The sequence below is a fragment of the Flavobacterium selenitireducens genome (assembly GCF_014748335.1).
GTDB lineage: Bacteria > Bacteroidota > Bacteroidia > Flavobacteriales > Flavobacteriaceae > Flavobacterium > Flavobacterium selenitireducens.
Window position 1 is genome coordinate 29635 of record NZ_JAAVIY010000013.1, and the last position, 15947, is coordinate 45581.

16 protein-coding genes are annotated in these 15947 nt (G+C 49.4%); 3 read left to right on the forward strand and 13 right to left on the reverse strand.

Translation table 11 applies throughout. The features are described from left to right. The first annotated feature begins 235 nt into the window (after positions 1–235). The 3 genes from HC229_RS14950 to yaaA all read left to right on the forward strand — a co-directional run bounded on the left by HC229_RS14950 (position 236) and on the right by yaaA (position 2995). Positions 236–844 (forward strand): PASTA domain-containing protein, encoded by a 609-nt coding sequence (locus HC229_RS14950; protein ID WP_191021312.1) that lies wholly within the window; start codon positions 236–238, stop codon positions 842–844. Positions 845–848: 4 nt separating this feature from the next. Next, positions 849–1904, forward strand: coding sequence for an RluA family pseudouridine synthase (locus tag HC229_RS14955; RefSeq protein ID WP_191021313.1), 1056 nt, complete (start codon positions 849–851; stop codon positions 1902–1904). Between the two features lie 332 nt (positions 1905–2236). After that, complete coding sequence (gene yaaA / locus HC229_RS14960) at positions 2237–2995, forward strand: peroxide stress protein YaaA (protein WP_191021314.1); 759 nt, start codon at positions 2237–2239, stop codon at positions 2993–2995. 45 nt (positions 2996–3040) lie between these two features. Here yaaA and HC229_RS14965 read toward each other — a convergent pair whose 3' ends face one another. The 13 genes from HC229_RS14965 to HC229_RS15025 all read right to left on the reverse strand — a co-directional run bounded on the left by HC229_RS14965 (position 3041) and on the right by HC229_RS15025 (position 15927). Then, positions 3041–3394 carry a hypothetical protein gene (locus tag HC229_RS14965; RefSeq protein WP_191021315.1) on the reverse strand — a complete coding sequence of 118 codons (354 nt, stop codon included), beginning with the start codon at positions 3392–3394 and terminating at the stop codon, positions 3041–3043. 98 nt (positions 3395–3492) lie between these two features. Beyond that, the gene (locus HC229_RS14970) at positions 3493–5082 is read right to left on the reverse strand and encodes a DHA2 family efflux MFS transporter permease subunit (RefSeq protein WP_191021316.1); all 1590 of its coding nucleotides are present in this window, start codon (positions 5080–5082) and stop codon (positions 3493–3495) included. 235 nt (positions 5083–5317) lie between these two features. Continuing rightward, positions 5318–6415: an HlyD family secretion protein gene (locus HC229_RS14975; RefSeq protein ID WP_191021317.1), complete on the reverse strand. Its 1098-nt coding sequence runs from the start codon at positions 6413–6415 to the stop codon at positions 5318–5320. Between the two features lie 8 nt (positions 6416–6423). Next, positions 6424–7755 carry a TolC family protein gene (locus tag HC229_RS14980; RefSeq protein ID WP_191021318.1) on the reverse strand — a complete coding sequence of 444 codons (1332 nt, stop codon included), beginning with the start codon at positions 7753–7755 and terminating at the stop codon, positions 6424–6426. After that, positions 7742–8368: a TetR/AcrR family transcriptional regulator gene (locus HC229_RS14985; protein ID WP_191021319.1), complete on the reverse strand. Its 627-nt coding sequence runs from the start codon at positions 8366–8368 to the stop codon at positions 7742–7744. The genes HC229_RS14980 and HC229_RS14985 overlap by 14 nt, the downstream gene beginning before the upstream one ends. Before the next feature lie 93 nt (positions 8369–8461). Beyond that, positions 8462–9223 carry a tryptophan synthase subunit alpha gene (gene trpA / locus HC229_RS14990; protein WP_191021320.1) on the reverse strand — a complete coding sequence of 254 codons (762 nt, stop codon included), beginning with the start codon at positions 9221–9223 and terminating at the stop codon, positions 8462–8464. A 191-nt stretch (positions 9224–9414) separates the two neighbouring features. Next, positions 9415–10596, reverse strand: coding sequence for a tryptophan synthase subunit beta (trpB, locus tag HC229_RS14995; protein WP_191021321.1), 1182 nt, complete (start codon positions 10594–10596; stop codon positions 9415–9417). Further along, entirely contained in the window at positions 10593–11195 is a 603-nt protein-coding gene (locus tag HC229_RS15000; RefSeq protein ID WP_191021322.1) for a phosphoribosylanthranilate isomerase, read from the reverse strand. Before HC229_RS15000 ends, trpB begins: the two co-directional genes overlap by 4 nt. After that, on the reverse strand, positions 11192–11986 hold the full coding sequence (locus HC229_RS15005) for an indole-3-glycerol phosphate synthase TrpC (RefSeq protein WP_191021323.1): 795 nt from the start codon (positions 11984–11986) through the stop codon (positions 11192–11194). Before HC229_RS15005 ends, HC229_RS15000 begins: the two co-directional genes overlap by 4 nt. Continuing rightward, entirely contained in the window at positions 11983–12975 is a 993-nt protein-coding gene (gene trpD, locus HC229_RS15010) for an anthranilate phosphoribosyltransferase (RefSeq protein WP_191021324.1), read from the reverse strand. The genes HC229_RS15005 and trpD overlap by 4 nt, the downstream gene beginning before the upstream one ends. A 39-nt stretch (positions 12976–13014) precedes the next feature. Continuing rightward, positions 13015–13578 (reverse strand): anthranilate synthase component II, encoded by a 564-nt coding sequence (locus HC229_RS15015; protein ID WP_191021325.1) that lies wholly within the window; start codon positions 13576–13578, stop codon positions 13015–13017. Positions 13579–13627: 49 nt separating this feature from the next. Next, positions 13628–15025, reverse strand: a complete 1398-nt coding sequence (locus HC229_RS15020) for an anthranilate synthase component I family protein (protein WP_191021326.1) — start codon at positions 15023–15025, stop codon at positions 13628–13630. A gap of 332 nt (positions 15026–15357) precedes the next feature. Beyond that, complete coding sequence (locus HC229_RS15025) at positions 15358–15927, reverse strand: YceI family protein (protein WP_191021327.1); 570 nt, start codon at positions 15925–15927, stop codon at positions 15358–15360. Positions 15928–15947: the final 20 nt, after the last annotated feature.

A 15947-nucleotide genomic window follows, 5' to 3' on the forward strand; every position in this document is an offset into this window, starting at 1 on the left:
TAATGGGTTAAAGGTTTGACGTTTAAAGTTTAAATTTTGGGCGTATCGGCGGGTTGAAAAAAGCTGGACGCATTTTTCAACCCGCCGCCGGGCTTTTCGCTCCAATCTTTTGGGTTCCTGCGCAAGCTGCGGAACCCAAAAGGATTTCCGCTACAATCCCTCACGCGGCCCACACCAAAATTAACCTTTTTTTCCAAACGCCTGTTTCATTATCTTTGCCCAAACCCGATTTTTGATGAGTCTCAAACAATATCTGACCAGCCGAGTTTTCGCGCTGCAATTGCTGGCCGCAGTCGCCATACTTTTTGTCCTTGGTTATCTGCTGATGCACTGGCTGACGTTCACTACCGATCACGGCAACGAAATCACCGTCCCTGATCTGCGCAAGCTGTCCGAACAACAGGTCGAAGAACAACTCGAGGCGCTCGATCTCGACTACGTCATCCTTGACAGCGTCGACTTTGTTAAAGATTATCCGAAACACAGCGTCGTTACGCAGGATCCGCTGCCGGGCCGCAAGGTTAAGGAAGGCCGCAAGATTTACCTCAAGATCAATTCATCAGGATTTACCTCGGTACGCATGCCGGACCTGATCGAGAAAACCTATCGCCAGGCGGTTCCGACGTTGGAAGCGCTCGGTCTCGTAGAAGGCAAAATCACTTACAAACCGTATCTTGGGAAAGACATGGTGCTCGAAATGCGTCACAAAGGCAAGAAACTCAAACCGGGTGACAAGGTTTGGAAGTCGTCCGTGATCGATTTGGTACTCGGCGACGGAAAAATAGGATTTGAAGAACCTGAAGAAGACCTGGACAGCTTGAACGCCGCTCCGTCGAACGATTGATAAAATGGAGAACAGCCAAGATTTCGATCTCGAAAGCCAGGAAGAAAGCCAGGAATTGTTCGAGCATTACAAATTCGACGTGCCCAAAGGCCAGGCGCTTTTGCGTATCGACAAATACCTGACGTATCTAATCCCGAACGCGACGCGAAACAAGATACAGAACGCCGCAGACAATGGCGACATTTACGTCAACGATCTTCCGGTGAAGTCCAATTACAAGATAAAACCGTTGGATGTCATCCGGATTTTGCTGTCGCATCCACCGTTCGAAAACCGCATCGACCCTGAAAATATCCCGATCGACATCGAATACGAAGACGAATCCCTTATCGTGCTCAACAAGCCGCCGGGGCTCGTCGTACATCCGGGACACGGAAATTACACCGGCACTTTGGTCAACGCACTCGTGTACCATTTCCAACAGCTGCCGATGAATTCCAGCAACCGACCGGGTTTGGTGCACCGCATCGACAAAGACACCTCGGGACTTTTGGTCGTGGCCAAGACGGAGCATGCTTTGGCCAACCTGGCCGCCCAGTTCGAGTTCAAGACGTCCGAACGTGAATATGTCGCGTTGGTCTGGGGCAATGTCAAGGAAGATTCCGGTACGATCGAAGGCAACATTGCGCGTCATCTCAAAGATCGTATGCAAATGGCGGTTTTCGAAGATCCCGAAATCGGCAAACCTGCCATCACGCATTACAAGGTTTTGGAGCGTTTCGGATATGTCACGTTGGTTTCCTGTAGGCTGGAAACCGGTCGGACGCACCAGATTCGGGCGCATATGAAATACATCGGGCATACGCTTTTCAACGACGACCGTTACGGCGGCTCACAAATACTCAAGGGTACGACGTTTACCAAATACAAGCAATTCGTCGAAAATTGCTTCAAGGCGTGCCCGCGACAGGCGTTGCATGCCAAGACGCTCGGATTCAAACATCCGGAAACGGGTGATTTCATGCGGTTCGATACCGAACTTCCGGACGATATGAAAGCACTTGTAGAAAAATGGCGCACGTATTCGTCGGCTCGCGAAATCGAGGAAGAGGAGGATTAATTAGATAATTAGAAAATTAGATAATTAGGGGATTTGCGAATTGGACAATTAGCGAATTGGGCAATTAGCGAATTAGCGAATTAGCGAATTAGCGAATTGAACAATTAGCGAATTAGGGAATAGCGAATTGGACAATTAGCGAATTAGCGAATGAATGAATTAGCGAATTGGTGTACCGTAAAATAGCCGGTCGTGTCAATTATCTAATTATCTCAATTATCTAATTATCTCAATTATCTCATCATCTCAATTATCTCATCATCTCATCATCTAATTATCTCATCATCATCCAATCGCGTTGATTCGTATCTTAGCAAAAAACGAAATTCCAAATGAAAATCGTCATTTCTCCGGCCAAAACACTCGATTTTGAAAGCCCGCTCCCGACGCAACGCCACACTCAACCCGCTTTTTTGACGCAAACGCGGAAAGTCCACAAAGCACTCAAATCCAAAAAGCCAAAGGAGTTGATGGAGCTCATGGATATTTCGGACAAGCTCGCCGATCTCAACTGGCAGCGCAACAAGGCCTGGAAAACACCGTTTACGCCAGAAAATGCCCGTCCGGCGCTATATGCGTTCAATGGGGATGTCTACGTCGGTTTGGATGCCTATTCGATCCCGAACGAAAAACTCGACGACATCCAACACAAACTGCGCATTTTGTCCGGACTTTACGGACTGCTCAAACCGCTCGACCTGATCCAGCCGTACCGGCTGGAAATGGGAACGCAATTGGCGGTCGGTGAAAACAAAAATCTGTATGCGTTCTGGAAAGAAACGCTGACGAAAGCGCTCAACAAGGAACTCAAAAAAGGGGAGCTGTTCGTGAATCTGGCCAGCAACGAATATTTTTCGGCCATTGATACAAAGGCGCTCAAAGTGGCGGTAATAACACCCGAATTCAAAGATTTTAAAAACGGGAAACTCTCGACGATCAGCTTTTTCGCCAAAAAGGCCAGGGGCATGATGGTTCGTTATATCATCGAGACAGGAGCCGAGACCGTTGATGACCTTAAAGCGTTTGACTACGACGGCTATGCGTTCGATGCAAATCTTTCGAAAGGCAACACGCTGGTCTTTACCCGTTAGGCAACAATAATAGACAAAAAAACCGCCCAATCCAGGCGGCTTTTTTTATTTCAGTTCGAATTCGATTTCTTCTATATCCCTCAAACTTTCAGATGTGATCTTGCGCTGGTTGCGCGAAACTTCATATAACGCATCGAGACCTTTTTGGGCATTGCGGTCTACTTTGGAAAAGCGCTGCAGAAAATCTTCGAGTTTGGCGGTATCGGCAGTGTCGAGTTTGCCGTTGAGTTCGTGTACGAAGGAATCGAAATCCGAGACCACATTGCTATGTTGGGCATAGTCCGATTTCAAATCGTCGATGAGTTCGTTGATTTCCTTGTTGAGGTCATTCGAATAATACTCGTTCCTCGCGCGTATCTCCCGGATGATTTTCTTGATGTTGTTGCCGAATAGTCCCATGTTATGGTTTGTTTTGCTTTTAGAGAGTGTCAAATATACACAGATTTAAACACACGGTAATGTTAAGTTTATGATTTTTTAATATCAACCATTGGTAATCAGTGCATTGCTTCAGACATGTCAACCTTGTTCTTGCTCTTTTTCACGAGCAAAATGATCGGAATACACAAAAGGAACAGGATTCCGAGATAAATGAAAATGTCCATATACGACATTACCGTGGCTTGTTTCATCACCGAACCATCGAGCGCCTGATAGGCTTTCGCGAGCGCTTCATTAGGCGAAAATCCTTTGGACATGAAGCTTTGCTGCAGTTGGTTGACGCGATCGGACACATTGGTTTTGGTAATGTCAAGATTGCCGACGAGATCCACGCGATGCACCTGTGTAAAACGCGTGATGAATGTCGTAATGATGGCAATCCCGAACGATCCGCCGAGCTGTCGCATCATTCCGGTAAAGGCCGCGCCTTCGCCAATGTGTTTGCCTTTTAGCGTCGAAAGCGCCATTGTCGTTATCGGAACGAACAACAAACCAAGTCCCATTCCCCTGAGGATCAGCGGCCAGAAAAAATGTTCGGCTCCCGTGTCAGGCGTCATCGCGTTGTGCATCCAGAACGTAAACAGGAAAAAGATCCCGAACCCGACGGCCACCATATACGTTTGAGGCACGCCTTTCTGGATGAGGTTTCCGATGATCGGCATCATAAATGCCGTGGTCAGCGATCCCGGAATCAACAATAACCCCGCTTCGGTGGCCGTCCATCCCAAAATGGATTGGGTATAGATCGGGATCACGAGTGTCGAGCCATACAGTCCGAAGCCAAGTATGAAACACATGAAGGTTCCCACGCGCAAATTCGAGTCCTTGAGCACGCTGAGATTTACCACGGGATATTTGTACGTCAATTCCCTCCAGACAAACGCAAGCAACCCAACCACCGAAACCACAGACAGTGTCGTGATCAAAGGATCGTCGAACCAGTCGTCCTGCTGGCCGTGTTCCAAGACGAACTGCAACGAACCGATGAACGCGATCAGGAAAACAATGCCCCACCAATCAACCTGGCTCGCTTTAAGTTTCTCGGCATATTTGGGGCTTTTGACGAATGTCAGCGTCAAAAAAGTCGCGACGAGTCCAATCGGAATGTTGATGTAAAAAATCCACGACCAATCCCAGTTGTCCGTGATCCAACCTCCCAAAGGCGGTCCCAGCGTCGGGCCGACGATCACGCCCATTCCGTAAATCGCCTGGGCCATTCCGCGTTTGGCCACGGGATAACTCTCCGTAATAATGGTTTGAGCCGTCACGAGAAGCGCTCCACCTCCGAGTCCTTGCACGAACCTGAAAGCGACGAGTTCCCAAATATTGGTCGCATTGCCGCAAGCGAACGAAGCCACGGTAAAAATCACGATAGAAACAGCAAAGTAATTGCGGCGCCCGAACTGTTGCGAAAGCCAGCTCGTAAGCGGAATCACGATCACGTTGGCAATCGCATAAGCGGTGATGACCCAGGCGACGTCGGTCAGGGTTGCGCCAAGGGAGCCGCGCATGTGCGTGAGGGCCACGTTCACGATGGTGGTGTCGACGATCTCGAGCAAGGCGCACATTACCGCCGTAATGGTGATGATCACGCGCCGGAAGCCGTATTCTACGAGCTCGTCTGGGTTATGGGTTGTTGCGGACAAGGAGGTGTGGAAGTTTAAGGTTTGAAGTTTAAGGTTTAAAGTTTGTTGGTAGCTTTTCCGGCTGCCCGTTTTTAGCTTTCTTGAAAATCCCGGTTTTGCATCGTTTCGGGACGAGCTTCCGTTGGTCGCTGTCCCGATACGGCAAAACGTCGGGTTTTCTGCGAAAGGCTAATCACTCGCATCCGGGCTAGATCAGCAATTCAGCAGTTCGGGACTTCGGCACAAGCGCAGTCGCTCACTTCAAAAAAACATCTACCTCCACGTTCATTCCCGGGCGCAAACGCTTGAGTTTCTCAGCGTCGTTTTTGTTCGTCAACGCAATCTTGACAGGCAGGCGCTGCACGGTCTTGACGAAGTTTCCGGTTGCGTTGTCCGGCGGAAGCAACGAGAAGCGCGCTCCCGTCGCAGGCGAAAACGAAATGACCTCGCCCTCAAATTCCGTATCGGGAAACGCATCGACGTGGATCGCCGCTTTTTGCCCGACGACCATTTTGGTAAGCTGGGTTTCCTTGTAGTTGGCCACGACCCAAACGTCTTGATTGTTGATGATGTAGAACAGCGATTGTCCCGGTTGCACCAATTGTCCCGGCTGCACGTTCACTTTCGAGATCTGGCCGTCGACTGCGGCGGTGACCACCGTGTAACTTTCGTTGAGTCGGGCGGCGGCGAGCGCGGCTTTCGCGCGGTTGATGTTGGCCGCGGCAACTTCGGTCTGTTTGCCTGAGACAGTGCTTCTGGCCTGGCTTACCGATTTTTGGTAGGCACTTGCCTTTTGTTGGTCCTGCAAAATCTTGACCTGGTTTTTAGCCTCGAGAAACGTTGCTTCGGCTTGCTCGAACTGTTGTTTGGTGATCGAACGCTTATCGTATAGGATCTTGTAGCGGTCGTAATCCTGTTGGGCGCGCGTCAACCGGATTTTCGCCGATTCGATATTCCCGCCCGCCGATTGCACGTTGGCTTCGGAAACCGAAACTCCCGCAGAGGCGCTTCCTACATCGGCTTTTGAAACGGCAAGGTTTCCTTCGGCTGCAGCCAAGGCAGCTTTGGCATCCTCAACGCGCACCACGTAATCCTTGTCGTCAATGGTGAACAGCGTATCGCCTTTTTTGACATAGTCGTTGTCTTTCACGTACACTTTCGTCACATAGCCTGAGACACGGGGAATGATGGGATTCATGTTCTTCTCCACCTGGGCGTCGTCAGTAGATTCGTGACCGAGCGAATGAATGTATTTGTAGATCCCGAATCCGCCGCCTACTACGATAAGCACTGCGAAAATCGCGAGGAATTTTTTGTTGGTCTTTTTCTTTTCCGGTTGTTTTTCTTCTTTCATGACGAGAATTAGTTGACTTTGAATGATTGGGTTAGTTGGCCGTTGGCTTCGAGCAGTTCGTAATACTTGAGCACGATGTTAGCCTTGGAATACGCCAGGTTGATCTTGGCATTGAGATCGTCGAGGTCCGCCTCGAGCAGGTCATTGGTGTCCACGAGGCCGTTGTCGTATTTGTCCTTGACGATTCGGAAATTCTCATCGGCCTGTCCGACAGCCTCGTTGTAGACTTCGTCCTGTTTGAGCGCCAGTTTGTAATCTTCATCGGCTTTGACCACTTCCTCTTTTATCTGGTCGCTGAGCAAGGCTTGTTGCTGCTCGATTTCGTTAGCGCGGCTTTTGGCAGTTTTGACGTTCTTCCCGTTTTTGAAGATCGAACTCAGATTGTACGAAATCCCAACGCCGACATTCATCGCGTTCTGCACCCTGACAACGTTCTCCAGATCGAGCGCGACATATCCGCCGGTAAGCGCAAGGCTAGGGTAATAATCTGCCCTGGCGACTTTTATTTGGTCTTCGGACGCCTTTTTCGCGTAGTCGAGCGCCTGAAGGTCTTTGCGGCTTTCGAGCGCTTGCTCCCTTGAATTCAGCGTCGTTGAGAACAGATCGCGGGAGACGTTTTCAGGGGAGATTTCCAATCGCGTCGACGCCGGTAATTTGAGCAAGGTCACAAGATAAAAGTTGATGACGCGCTCATTTTTTTCAGCCTCGTCCAGCGACAGTTGTATTTTTGATGCCGTGAGTTGGGCTTTCAGCAGGTCGTTCCTGGCAATCAGTCCGTTTTCTTCCATGTTCGTAAAATCGGTCACGCGTTGTTTGCTGCTGTTAAGGCTTTCGCGCAACAGTTCGATCGATTTCTGGACTTTGTAGAGATCGGCGTAATATTGCACGACCTGCATCGCGATTTCCGCTTTGGAATGGGCGGCCCGGGCGGCTTCCGACTTATACAAATTTTCGGATGCCTTGATGCTGTTGCGCAATTTTCCTCCCGAGAAGATCGGCATCGACAGACTCGCCTGGCCGAAAATCAGCTGGTTGACCTTCGGGCTTGAATTTCCTTCGGAATTTTCTCCGTCCGAATTTCCTGAACTTCTAAGATTGATGTCGGCATTGGTCAATCTCAGGTATTGTCCCGAAATCTTCAAATCCGGGTATTGGTTCATCTTGACCGATTGCGTCTCAAAGTTTGCGGTATTGACCTTCGTATCGGCCAACACTGCACGGTTGCTCGAGGTTACGGCCATCCTGACCGCTTCGTCAAGCGACAGGCTTGTCTTTTGGGCATGAAGGGCTGAGACGACAAAAAACGCCAGTGCGATGGCGCTTAACTTACTGATTTTCATTTTTTAACAGTGCTTTTAGTACTTGTTTGATATAGGGAATGAGATTGTGTTCGACGTATTGCTCGAAATCCTCATCGGTTTTGAGGTCGAGCACACTTTGATAGAACAGGCGGGTGTTGTGAAACTGGAAGTAAATGCCCAGAACCGTGGCTGGCAAGAGCTCCACGATGATATCTTTCCTGAATTGACCCGATTGCTGGCCTTCTTCAACAATCTGGCGGATCATGCCGAGATTGCGTTTTTTTACCTCGTTGAACTCTTCGATCTTGATGCTGCGTTGCGTATTGGCAAGCTCGAAGTGGATAATCCGGTAAATACAATGGTTTCTGCGAACGCGGTTGATGTAGAGCTCGATGAGCTTTTCGAGTTTTTCCCAAGGATCGGCATCGAGTTTCAGCAACGTTTCGAGTTGGAGCCGCATGTCCGAAGTTCGCCACAAAATCAACGCCTCCAGCATTTTATCCTTGCTTCCAAAGTAATAGGAAACCATGGCGATGTTGATGCTCGCTTCGCGGGCGATATCGCGAACGGACGTTCCGTCGAAGCCTTTTTCGGCAAATAACCGCTCGGCTACCTGAAGGATTTGGAGTTGCTTTTCGTTCAATTCGGTCATGTTCGTCAGAATTACGTCGCAAAATTAAACGACTGTTTAAGTTAAACGTTTGTTTAGTTTTGGTTTAACATTTTTTTAACGACTTCAAACGTTTTAGTGGAATTGCCTCACGAAGTCGGATATCGAACGGGCGCCGAATTTTTCGAGATGTCGGATAAATGCCGATCCCACAATTGCGCCCGAAGTGAATTTTGTCGCAGAATCGAATGTAGCCTTGTCGTGGATTCCGAATCCCGTCACAAGCTGGTTGTGGAGCGCCATATTGGAAACCCGCATAAAATAATCCTCGTGGTTTTTTCCGAAATCTGATTTGTTGCCCGTGAGCGCGGCCGATGAAACCAGGTAAATGAAGGCATTAGAAGTCGCATCGATCTGCCGGATACGGTCTTCCGAGGTTTGGGGCGTTACCAAGAAAACCATTCCGATCCCGAATTTCGCGAACAGCTGCTCGTAGTCCGAAACATAGATTTCGAGTGGTAAATCCGGGACGATCAGCGCGTCGATTCCGACTTCGGCGCACTTTTCAAGAAATTCGCCTACGCCGTACTGCAAAATCGAATTGAAGTAACCCATGATGACAAGCGGGATTTTCACGCTTTCGCGGATTCGGGAAAGTTGTGCGAACAGCAACTTGGCGCTCATGCCGTTTCGGATCGCGACGGAAGAACTGTGTTGTATCACCGGGCCGTCGGCCAACGGATCGCTGAACGGAAGCCCGATTTCGATAAAATCGACGCCGGATTTTTCGAGTTCGGAGATAATGTGAACGGTGTCGTCCCGCTGCGGGAAACCCGCTGTGAAATAAACGGACAGCAATTTTTTGTCGGTATCGGATATTCGGAAACGTTCTTTCATTTCTGTTTTTTAGTTAACCTCGGATTCTTCAATTGTTTAAAGGCGAATTATCTTAGGGATTGTTCAAAAAAGCGGATCGCATTAAAGCCGCGAATTCACTGAAACTGAAAACGAATTGACGATTCGCGAATTCGGTGCAGATTGAGAATTCAGTTCCTTGCAGGTCATAATGATCTAAATGAAATGGTCAACTATAAGTTGAAATAATCGATGTACGTCCCCAAATCTTTGTCACCGCGCCCCGACAAACAAACGACTACAACATCCTCTTTGTCAAACTTTATTTTTTTCAAAGCCGCCAACGCGTGAGCGCTCTCAATTGCCGGAATTATGCCTTCTAACTGGCACAATTCACGACCCGCTTCCATCGCCTCGTCGTCTGTAGCGGAAACAAATTCAGCCCTTCCCGATGCGAACAGATGCGCGTGCAAAGGCCCTATTCCCGGATAGTCGAGACCTGCGGAGATCGAATACGGTTCGGTAATCTGTCCGTCGTCGGTTTGCATCAAAAGCGTCTTACTTCCGTGGATGATCCCGGGTTTTCCCAAAACCGATGTCGCGGCACTTTCACCTGAATCGACGCCATGACCGCCCGCTTCCACCGCGATGAGTCTTACGCCCGGCTCGTCTAGAAAATGATAAAACGCTCCCGCCGCATTACTGCCGCCACCCACGCAAGCCAGCACAAAATCTGGATGCGCGCGGTTTTCTTTTTCGGATAACTGCCTGGTGATTTCCTCTGAGATCACAGACTGAAAGCGCGTGACAAGATCCGGATAGGGATGAGGCCCGACGACCGATCCTATCAGGTAATACGTGTCTTCCGGATTCGAAATCCAGTCGTGGATCGCTTCATTCGTCGCGTCTTTCAACGTTTTCGAACCTGATTTTGCCGGTCGCACTTCGGCCCCGAGCATCTTCATTCGCGCCACGTTCGGCTCCTGCCGTTTCATGTCGATTTCGCCCATGTAGACGATACACTCGAGGTTGGCCAGCGCGCAAACGGTAGCAGTGGCCACACCGTGTTGACCGGCTCCCGTTTCGGCTATGATGCGCGACTTGCCCAAGTGTTTGGCAAGCAGGATCTGGCCGATAGTGTTATTGATTTTGTGCGCTCCGGTGTGGCACAGATCTTCTCGCTTGAGGTAGATGTTGGCCCCGTATTTTTCCGATAGGCGGGAAGCGCGATAGAGAGGCGTCGGCCGGCCGGCATAGTCGCGCAGCAAATCGCGGAACTGCTTTTGGAAATCATCCGTTTCGCAGATTCGGCGGTAGTTGTCGCGCAGTTGTGCGAGGTTCGGATAGAGCATTTCCGGAACGAAGGCACCGCCAAAATCTCCGTAGAACCCGTTTTTGTCAACTTCATATTTCATTTGAGGGCGTATTTGAATTGTTTGATCGCTTCGACATTTTTGAGGCCGGGCGCAATTTCGAATTGGCTGTTGATATCAGCGGCTAAAATCGGTATGCCCAGATTTTTCAACGCTGACGCGGATTCGGGCGCAATGCCTCCGCTTAGGAATATCGGCTTCGGGCCATCGTATTTGCGCAAAAGCTCCCAATCGAATGCAATTCCGTTGCCGCCGGGTAATTTTCCTTTGGTATCGAACAGGAAAAAGTCGCAATACGGCTCAAAATCCTCGAGTATACTGAAGTCGAAATCGCGATCGAGCGCAAATGCCTTGATCAACCCAAGCCCGCTTTTTCGGATCGAGGCGCAGAACATCGGTGATTCGGCTCCGTGAAGCTGGACCAGGTCTAACCCGTAATGCGCCGCTTTTTCCAGTATTTCGGATTCGGTCGCATCGACAAAGACACCTACTTTCTTGATTGCCTTGGGAATTTCCGGTGTCGGACCCTGAAAATGGCGCAACGATTTCTCCCAAAAAATAAAACCGATAAAATCTGGTGAGAGTGCACAGACCGATTCGATATTTTCGCGAAACTTCATGCCGCAAACCTTGATTTTCATTGTACGACAGCCATGAGATCATCCATGAACCGTTTTGCGGCAAATCCCGGGTTTTCGGTTTTCATGAAGTGCTCGCCCATCAGGAATCCGCGGTAGCCGGCGTCTCTCAAACCCGCCACTACAGCGACATCGTTGAGCCCGCTTTCTGAAATTTTGACAAATTCGCTGGGAATGTGCTCGGCCATTTCATAGCTCGTTTCGATATTGGTGGTAAAATCCTTGAGGTTGCGGTTGTTGACGCCAACGAGCGATATTTCCGGGCATATCGAGCGCTCGAACTCCTCGGAATCGCGCACCTCGAGCAACACTTCCAATCCGAGGGACATCGCCAAAACGGAAAATTTCTTGATCTCATATGGCTTGAGCATGCATGCCAACAGTAAAATGGCGTCGGCTCCCGTAGATTTTGCCTCGATAATCTGGTAGTCGTCGAGTATGAATTCCTTTCGAAGTATCGGCGTCGAAACCGCGGCGCGCGCCATCAGGATATCGTCTACGCATCCGCCGAAATACGTCATGTCGGTCAATACCGAAATCCCGCAGACGCCGGCGTTGGCATAACCTTGGACGATGTCGGCCAACGGAAGCGATTGGTTGATTACCGGACGCGAAGGCGAACGTCTCTTGTGTTCGGCTATGATGCCCAATTCGCTTGTGACCAGGGCATCGGCCAGCGAAAACGTAGGGCGCTTGAAAAGTTGGGTATTCTCGAGCAGCGGGCGGGATACGACCTTTTTCCGAAGCTCGATCTCCCGGGCCTTGTTGGCCGCGATTTTTTCCAGGATGTTCATTTGATGATGGTTTGTAGTTTTTTTAAAGTGGTTAGGGCCGCACCCGACCTCAGGCTCTCAAGTGCCATTTCGAAGGCGTCCCGAGGGCTTTTCCCGGACATCATTTCGATGGCTTGACAGGCATTGGCACAAACGACATGGTTTTGGGCGTCGGAGCCTTTCCCGTTGAGGATGTCGAGAAAAATGGACGCGGCTTTTGCAACGGTCGTCCCTCCCGAAATGGCGATCGGATCTATCGTTGTCAACCCGAAATCGGATGGGGAAATTACAGATTCGCCTTGGTTTGAAATACGTTTCGCGGAATGGGTGAGCGAAATTTCGTCATATCCGCCAAGGTCGTGGATCACCCTGAAATTGACGTCCGTTCGCTGCAAAAGATAAGCATACATACGGGCAAGCTCCAAACTGAAAACACCCGAAAACTGATGTTGGGGCGATGCAGGATTGACCAAAGGCCCGAGTAAATTGAAAAATGTCTTGATCCCCAACTCCTTTCTTATCGGCCCCACGTTTTTCATGGCGGGATGGAACAACGGAGCGTGAAGTATGCAAATACCGGCTTGGTCCAGACAGCGTTTTAGCGCGTTCTCATCATTAGTGAATTTCACGCCGAGCTGCTCCATGACGTTGCTCGATCCCGAGATTGAGGAAACGCCGTAATTGCCGTGTTTGGCAACCTTGAGACCGCAACCGGCAACGACGAAGGACGCAAGTGTGGAAATGTTGAACGTATTCTTCCCGTCTCCTCCCGTACCACAAAGATCGATGGTCTCAAAATCCGAAAAGTCGATGCGCACGCACAAATCCAGCAGTGCCTGACGGAAGCCCGAAAGTTCGTCTATGCTTATCGGACGCATCATAAATACGGTAAGGAAGGCGGCTATCTGTGCCTGGTTGTGTTTGCCGTTCGAGATCGACACTAATGTTTCGTATGCTTCGTCTCGCGATAAAATGTCGTGGTTGATGAGCCTGTTCAGGATGGTTTTCATGATGATTTTTGGATTGGTGAGATAAAAAGCGGCAGCGTTTTACGACTCTAGCCAATTTTTTAAAATCGCTTTCCCCTGTGGCGTGAGCACGCTTTCCGGGTGAAACTGTACGCCTTTGAGGTCGTAGGACGCATGCCGAAGCGACATGACCTGGCCGTTTGCGTCTACCGACGTGGCAATCAGTTCGTCCGGTAAATCCGGGTTGACAACCCAGGAATGGTAGCGTCCCACATTGATTTCGGCTCCAAGCCCTGAAAACAATGACTCGGTCTGGTCGATGATCTTCACCTTGGTGGCAACTCCATGAAAAACCGACTCCAAATTTTCGAGCCGTCCGCCAAAAACTTCTGCAATGGCTTGTTGGCCCAGACAGACGCCCAATATGCTCTTTTGCTTTGCATAATCGCGTATGACGTCCTTGAGCAGTCCGGCTTCGTCGGGAATTCCCGGGCCTGGAGACAGCACGATTTTGTGGAAACCGTCGACTTCCTCGAGATCAAAAGCATCGTTTCGGAACACGGTTACCTCGGCCCCGAGATCTTCGAGGTAATGTACCAAATTATAGGTAAAGGAGTCGTAATTGTCTATGACGAGGACTTTCATGCGTTTGGATTTCTAAAATTAATGATTTTGCTGATTGGCCGATGTATATTCAAATGTTTTCTGCAAGTTCGATCGCTTTCTCCAGTGCCGCGATTTTGTTGTAGGTTTCCTGGAGTTCGCCTGCTTCGTCCGATGCGACCGTGATTCCTGCCCCGGCCTGGAAATGAAGCGTGTTGGACTTGCTGAGAAACGTCCGGATCATGATGGCGTGGTTGAAATTTCCGTCGAAGTCCATAAACCCGATGGCGCCTCCATAAAAGCTCCGATTTTGCGTTTCAAGCTTTTCGATAAGTTGCATCGCACGGTGTTTGGGTGCACCTGAAAGCGTGCCGGCAGGGAAAGTGTCGGCCACGGCCTGGAATGTATTTGCGCCGTCTTTCAGTTTTCCGATAACCTTGGAAACAAGATGGATGACGTGGGAAAAAAATTGAAGTTCGGCATATTTCGCCACCGTGACATCGGTAGCGTTGCGGCTCAGGTCGTTCCGGGCGAGATCGACTAGCATGACGTGTTCCGCATTTTCTTTCGGATCTTCAGACAATGCGCGCGCGAGCCGGGCGTCTTCTTCGTCATTGCCCGTCCTGCGGAACGTACCGGCGATGGGATGGATCTCCGCCTTTCCGTTTTCGACGACGAGTTGCGCTTCGGGCGAAGACCCGAAAATCCTGAAATTCCCATAGTCGAAATAGAACAGGTAAGGCGATGGATTGACGCTTCTCAAAGCGCGGTAGACATTGAAATCATCTCCGGTAAAACCTTGTGAAAAACGGCGCGACAACACCATCTGGAATACGTCGCCCCTTTGGCAATGCGATTTGGCATCCGACACGAGCGCCCGGAATGCCTCCTCCGAAATAGAGGAAATCTTTTCGGTCGATCGCCTGAAATCATATTTGGGAAGACTGGTGTTTTGCAGCAGCGACAAAACGGCGTCGAGATTGCTTTGGCCGTCGAGCGAGTGGCAGAACAAATGCGCTTTGTTGCGGAAATGGTCGATCGCAATGATGTTTCCAAAAAAGCTGTAGTGGAGATCGGGAATGTCGAGGTCGCCTTGTTTTTTGGAGATCGAAACAGTTTCAAAATAGCGCACCGCGTCGTAAGCGATATATCCGAACAGTCCGCCTTGAATGAATTTATGGCTGGTTTTGGGCAATTGGAAACGGTCGGCGAATTCGCGCACTATGGTTACGAGGTCTTCATCGCCGATCGGGCTAATTTCGGACGAACCATCGGGAAACATCCGAAAGACCGTCTCATCGGCAATCCTGATATGGGCGATGGGATTGAAACAGATGTACGAAAAGCTGTTGTTGCCCGCCTGAAAATCCGAAGATTCCAACAATATCGAATTGGCGAAGCGATCGCGCAGCCTCAGGTAAATGCCGACGGGCGTAAGCACATCGGACAGGATTTCTTTGTGGGTCGTATGGAAAGAATAGGTTTTCATGGTCTTGAAAATTGGGAATAAAAAAAGCCCGTCGTGATGACGGGCTTTCGTATTTATAAAAATTACAACAGCGGACGCTTCACGACATTCGACGTAAAGTTTTCCACCAGCTGTTATTTTTTTGTGTCTTGTACATGTGGCAAAGATAGGAAAGCTGATTTTGTCGACAAGCGTTCGGGCGATTTTTTGTTTGAAAGATTTTTTCCTGTCAGATCTTCCTGATTTTGATTGTCGCGCACACGCTAAAAAACAACAATGTCCAAATCGCCAATATCGTAAAAAAGAAAACCCTGAAGCGAACTCCAGGGCTTTCGAACAATCGTCTTAGGTAATTAGAATACGAGGTTGACGGTAACGTCGAAATCATCGTAGATCACGTTGTCGCCAAGGCTGTCGAAAAAGCTTTTGGAAGCATATTTCACGTCATATTTCGCACGGTCGATCTTGAAAGCCGTAGTCGCAGTATTTTTTCCTAGCGTAAGGTCGAATGTCACAGGAGCGGTTTTTCCTTTGATGGTCAAGTCCGCAGTAACGGTATACACGTTATTCGCTTTTGCCTGGACGGTCTTGAAGTCGATTTTGGCTGTCGGGTTTTTATCGGTAGCGAAGAAATCGTCGTTTTTCAAGTGGCCTTCGAGTTTCTCTTTTCCTTTTCCTGCTTCAAGGTCGGTCACCTTGATCGAAGTCATGTCCACTACGAAAGAGCCTCCGCTCAGTTTCCCGCCTTTAAGCGCCAAAGTCCCGCTTTTGAAATCAACGTTTCCTTCGTGTGAACCGGAAACTTTTTTGCCGACCCATTTGATCGAACTTTTCTTTACGTCAATCGCTTTGTTTTGAGCCGTTACGGCCAAAGTTCCGACCGAAAGGAAAAGTGCTACTGCAATTGTTTTGAAATTTTTCATTGGATGTAAGTGTAATTAAG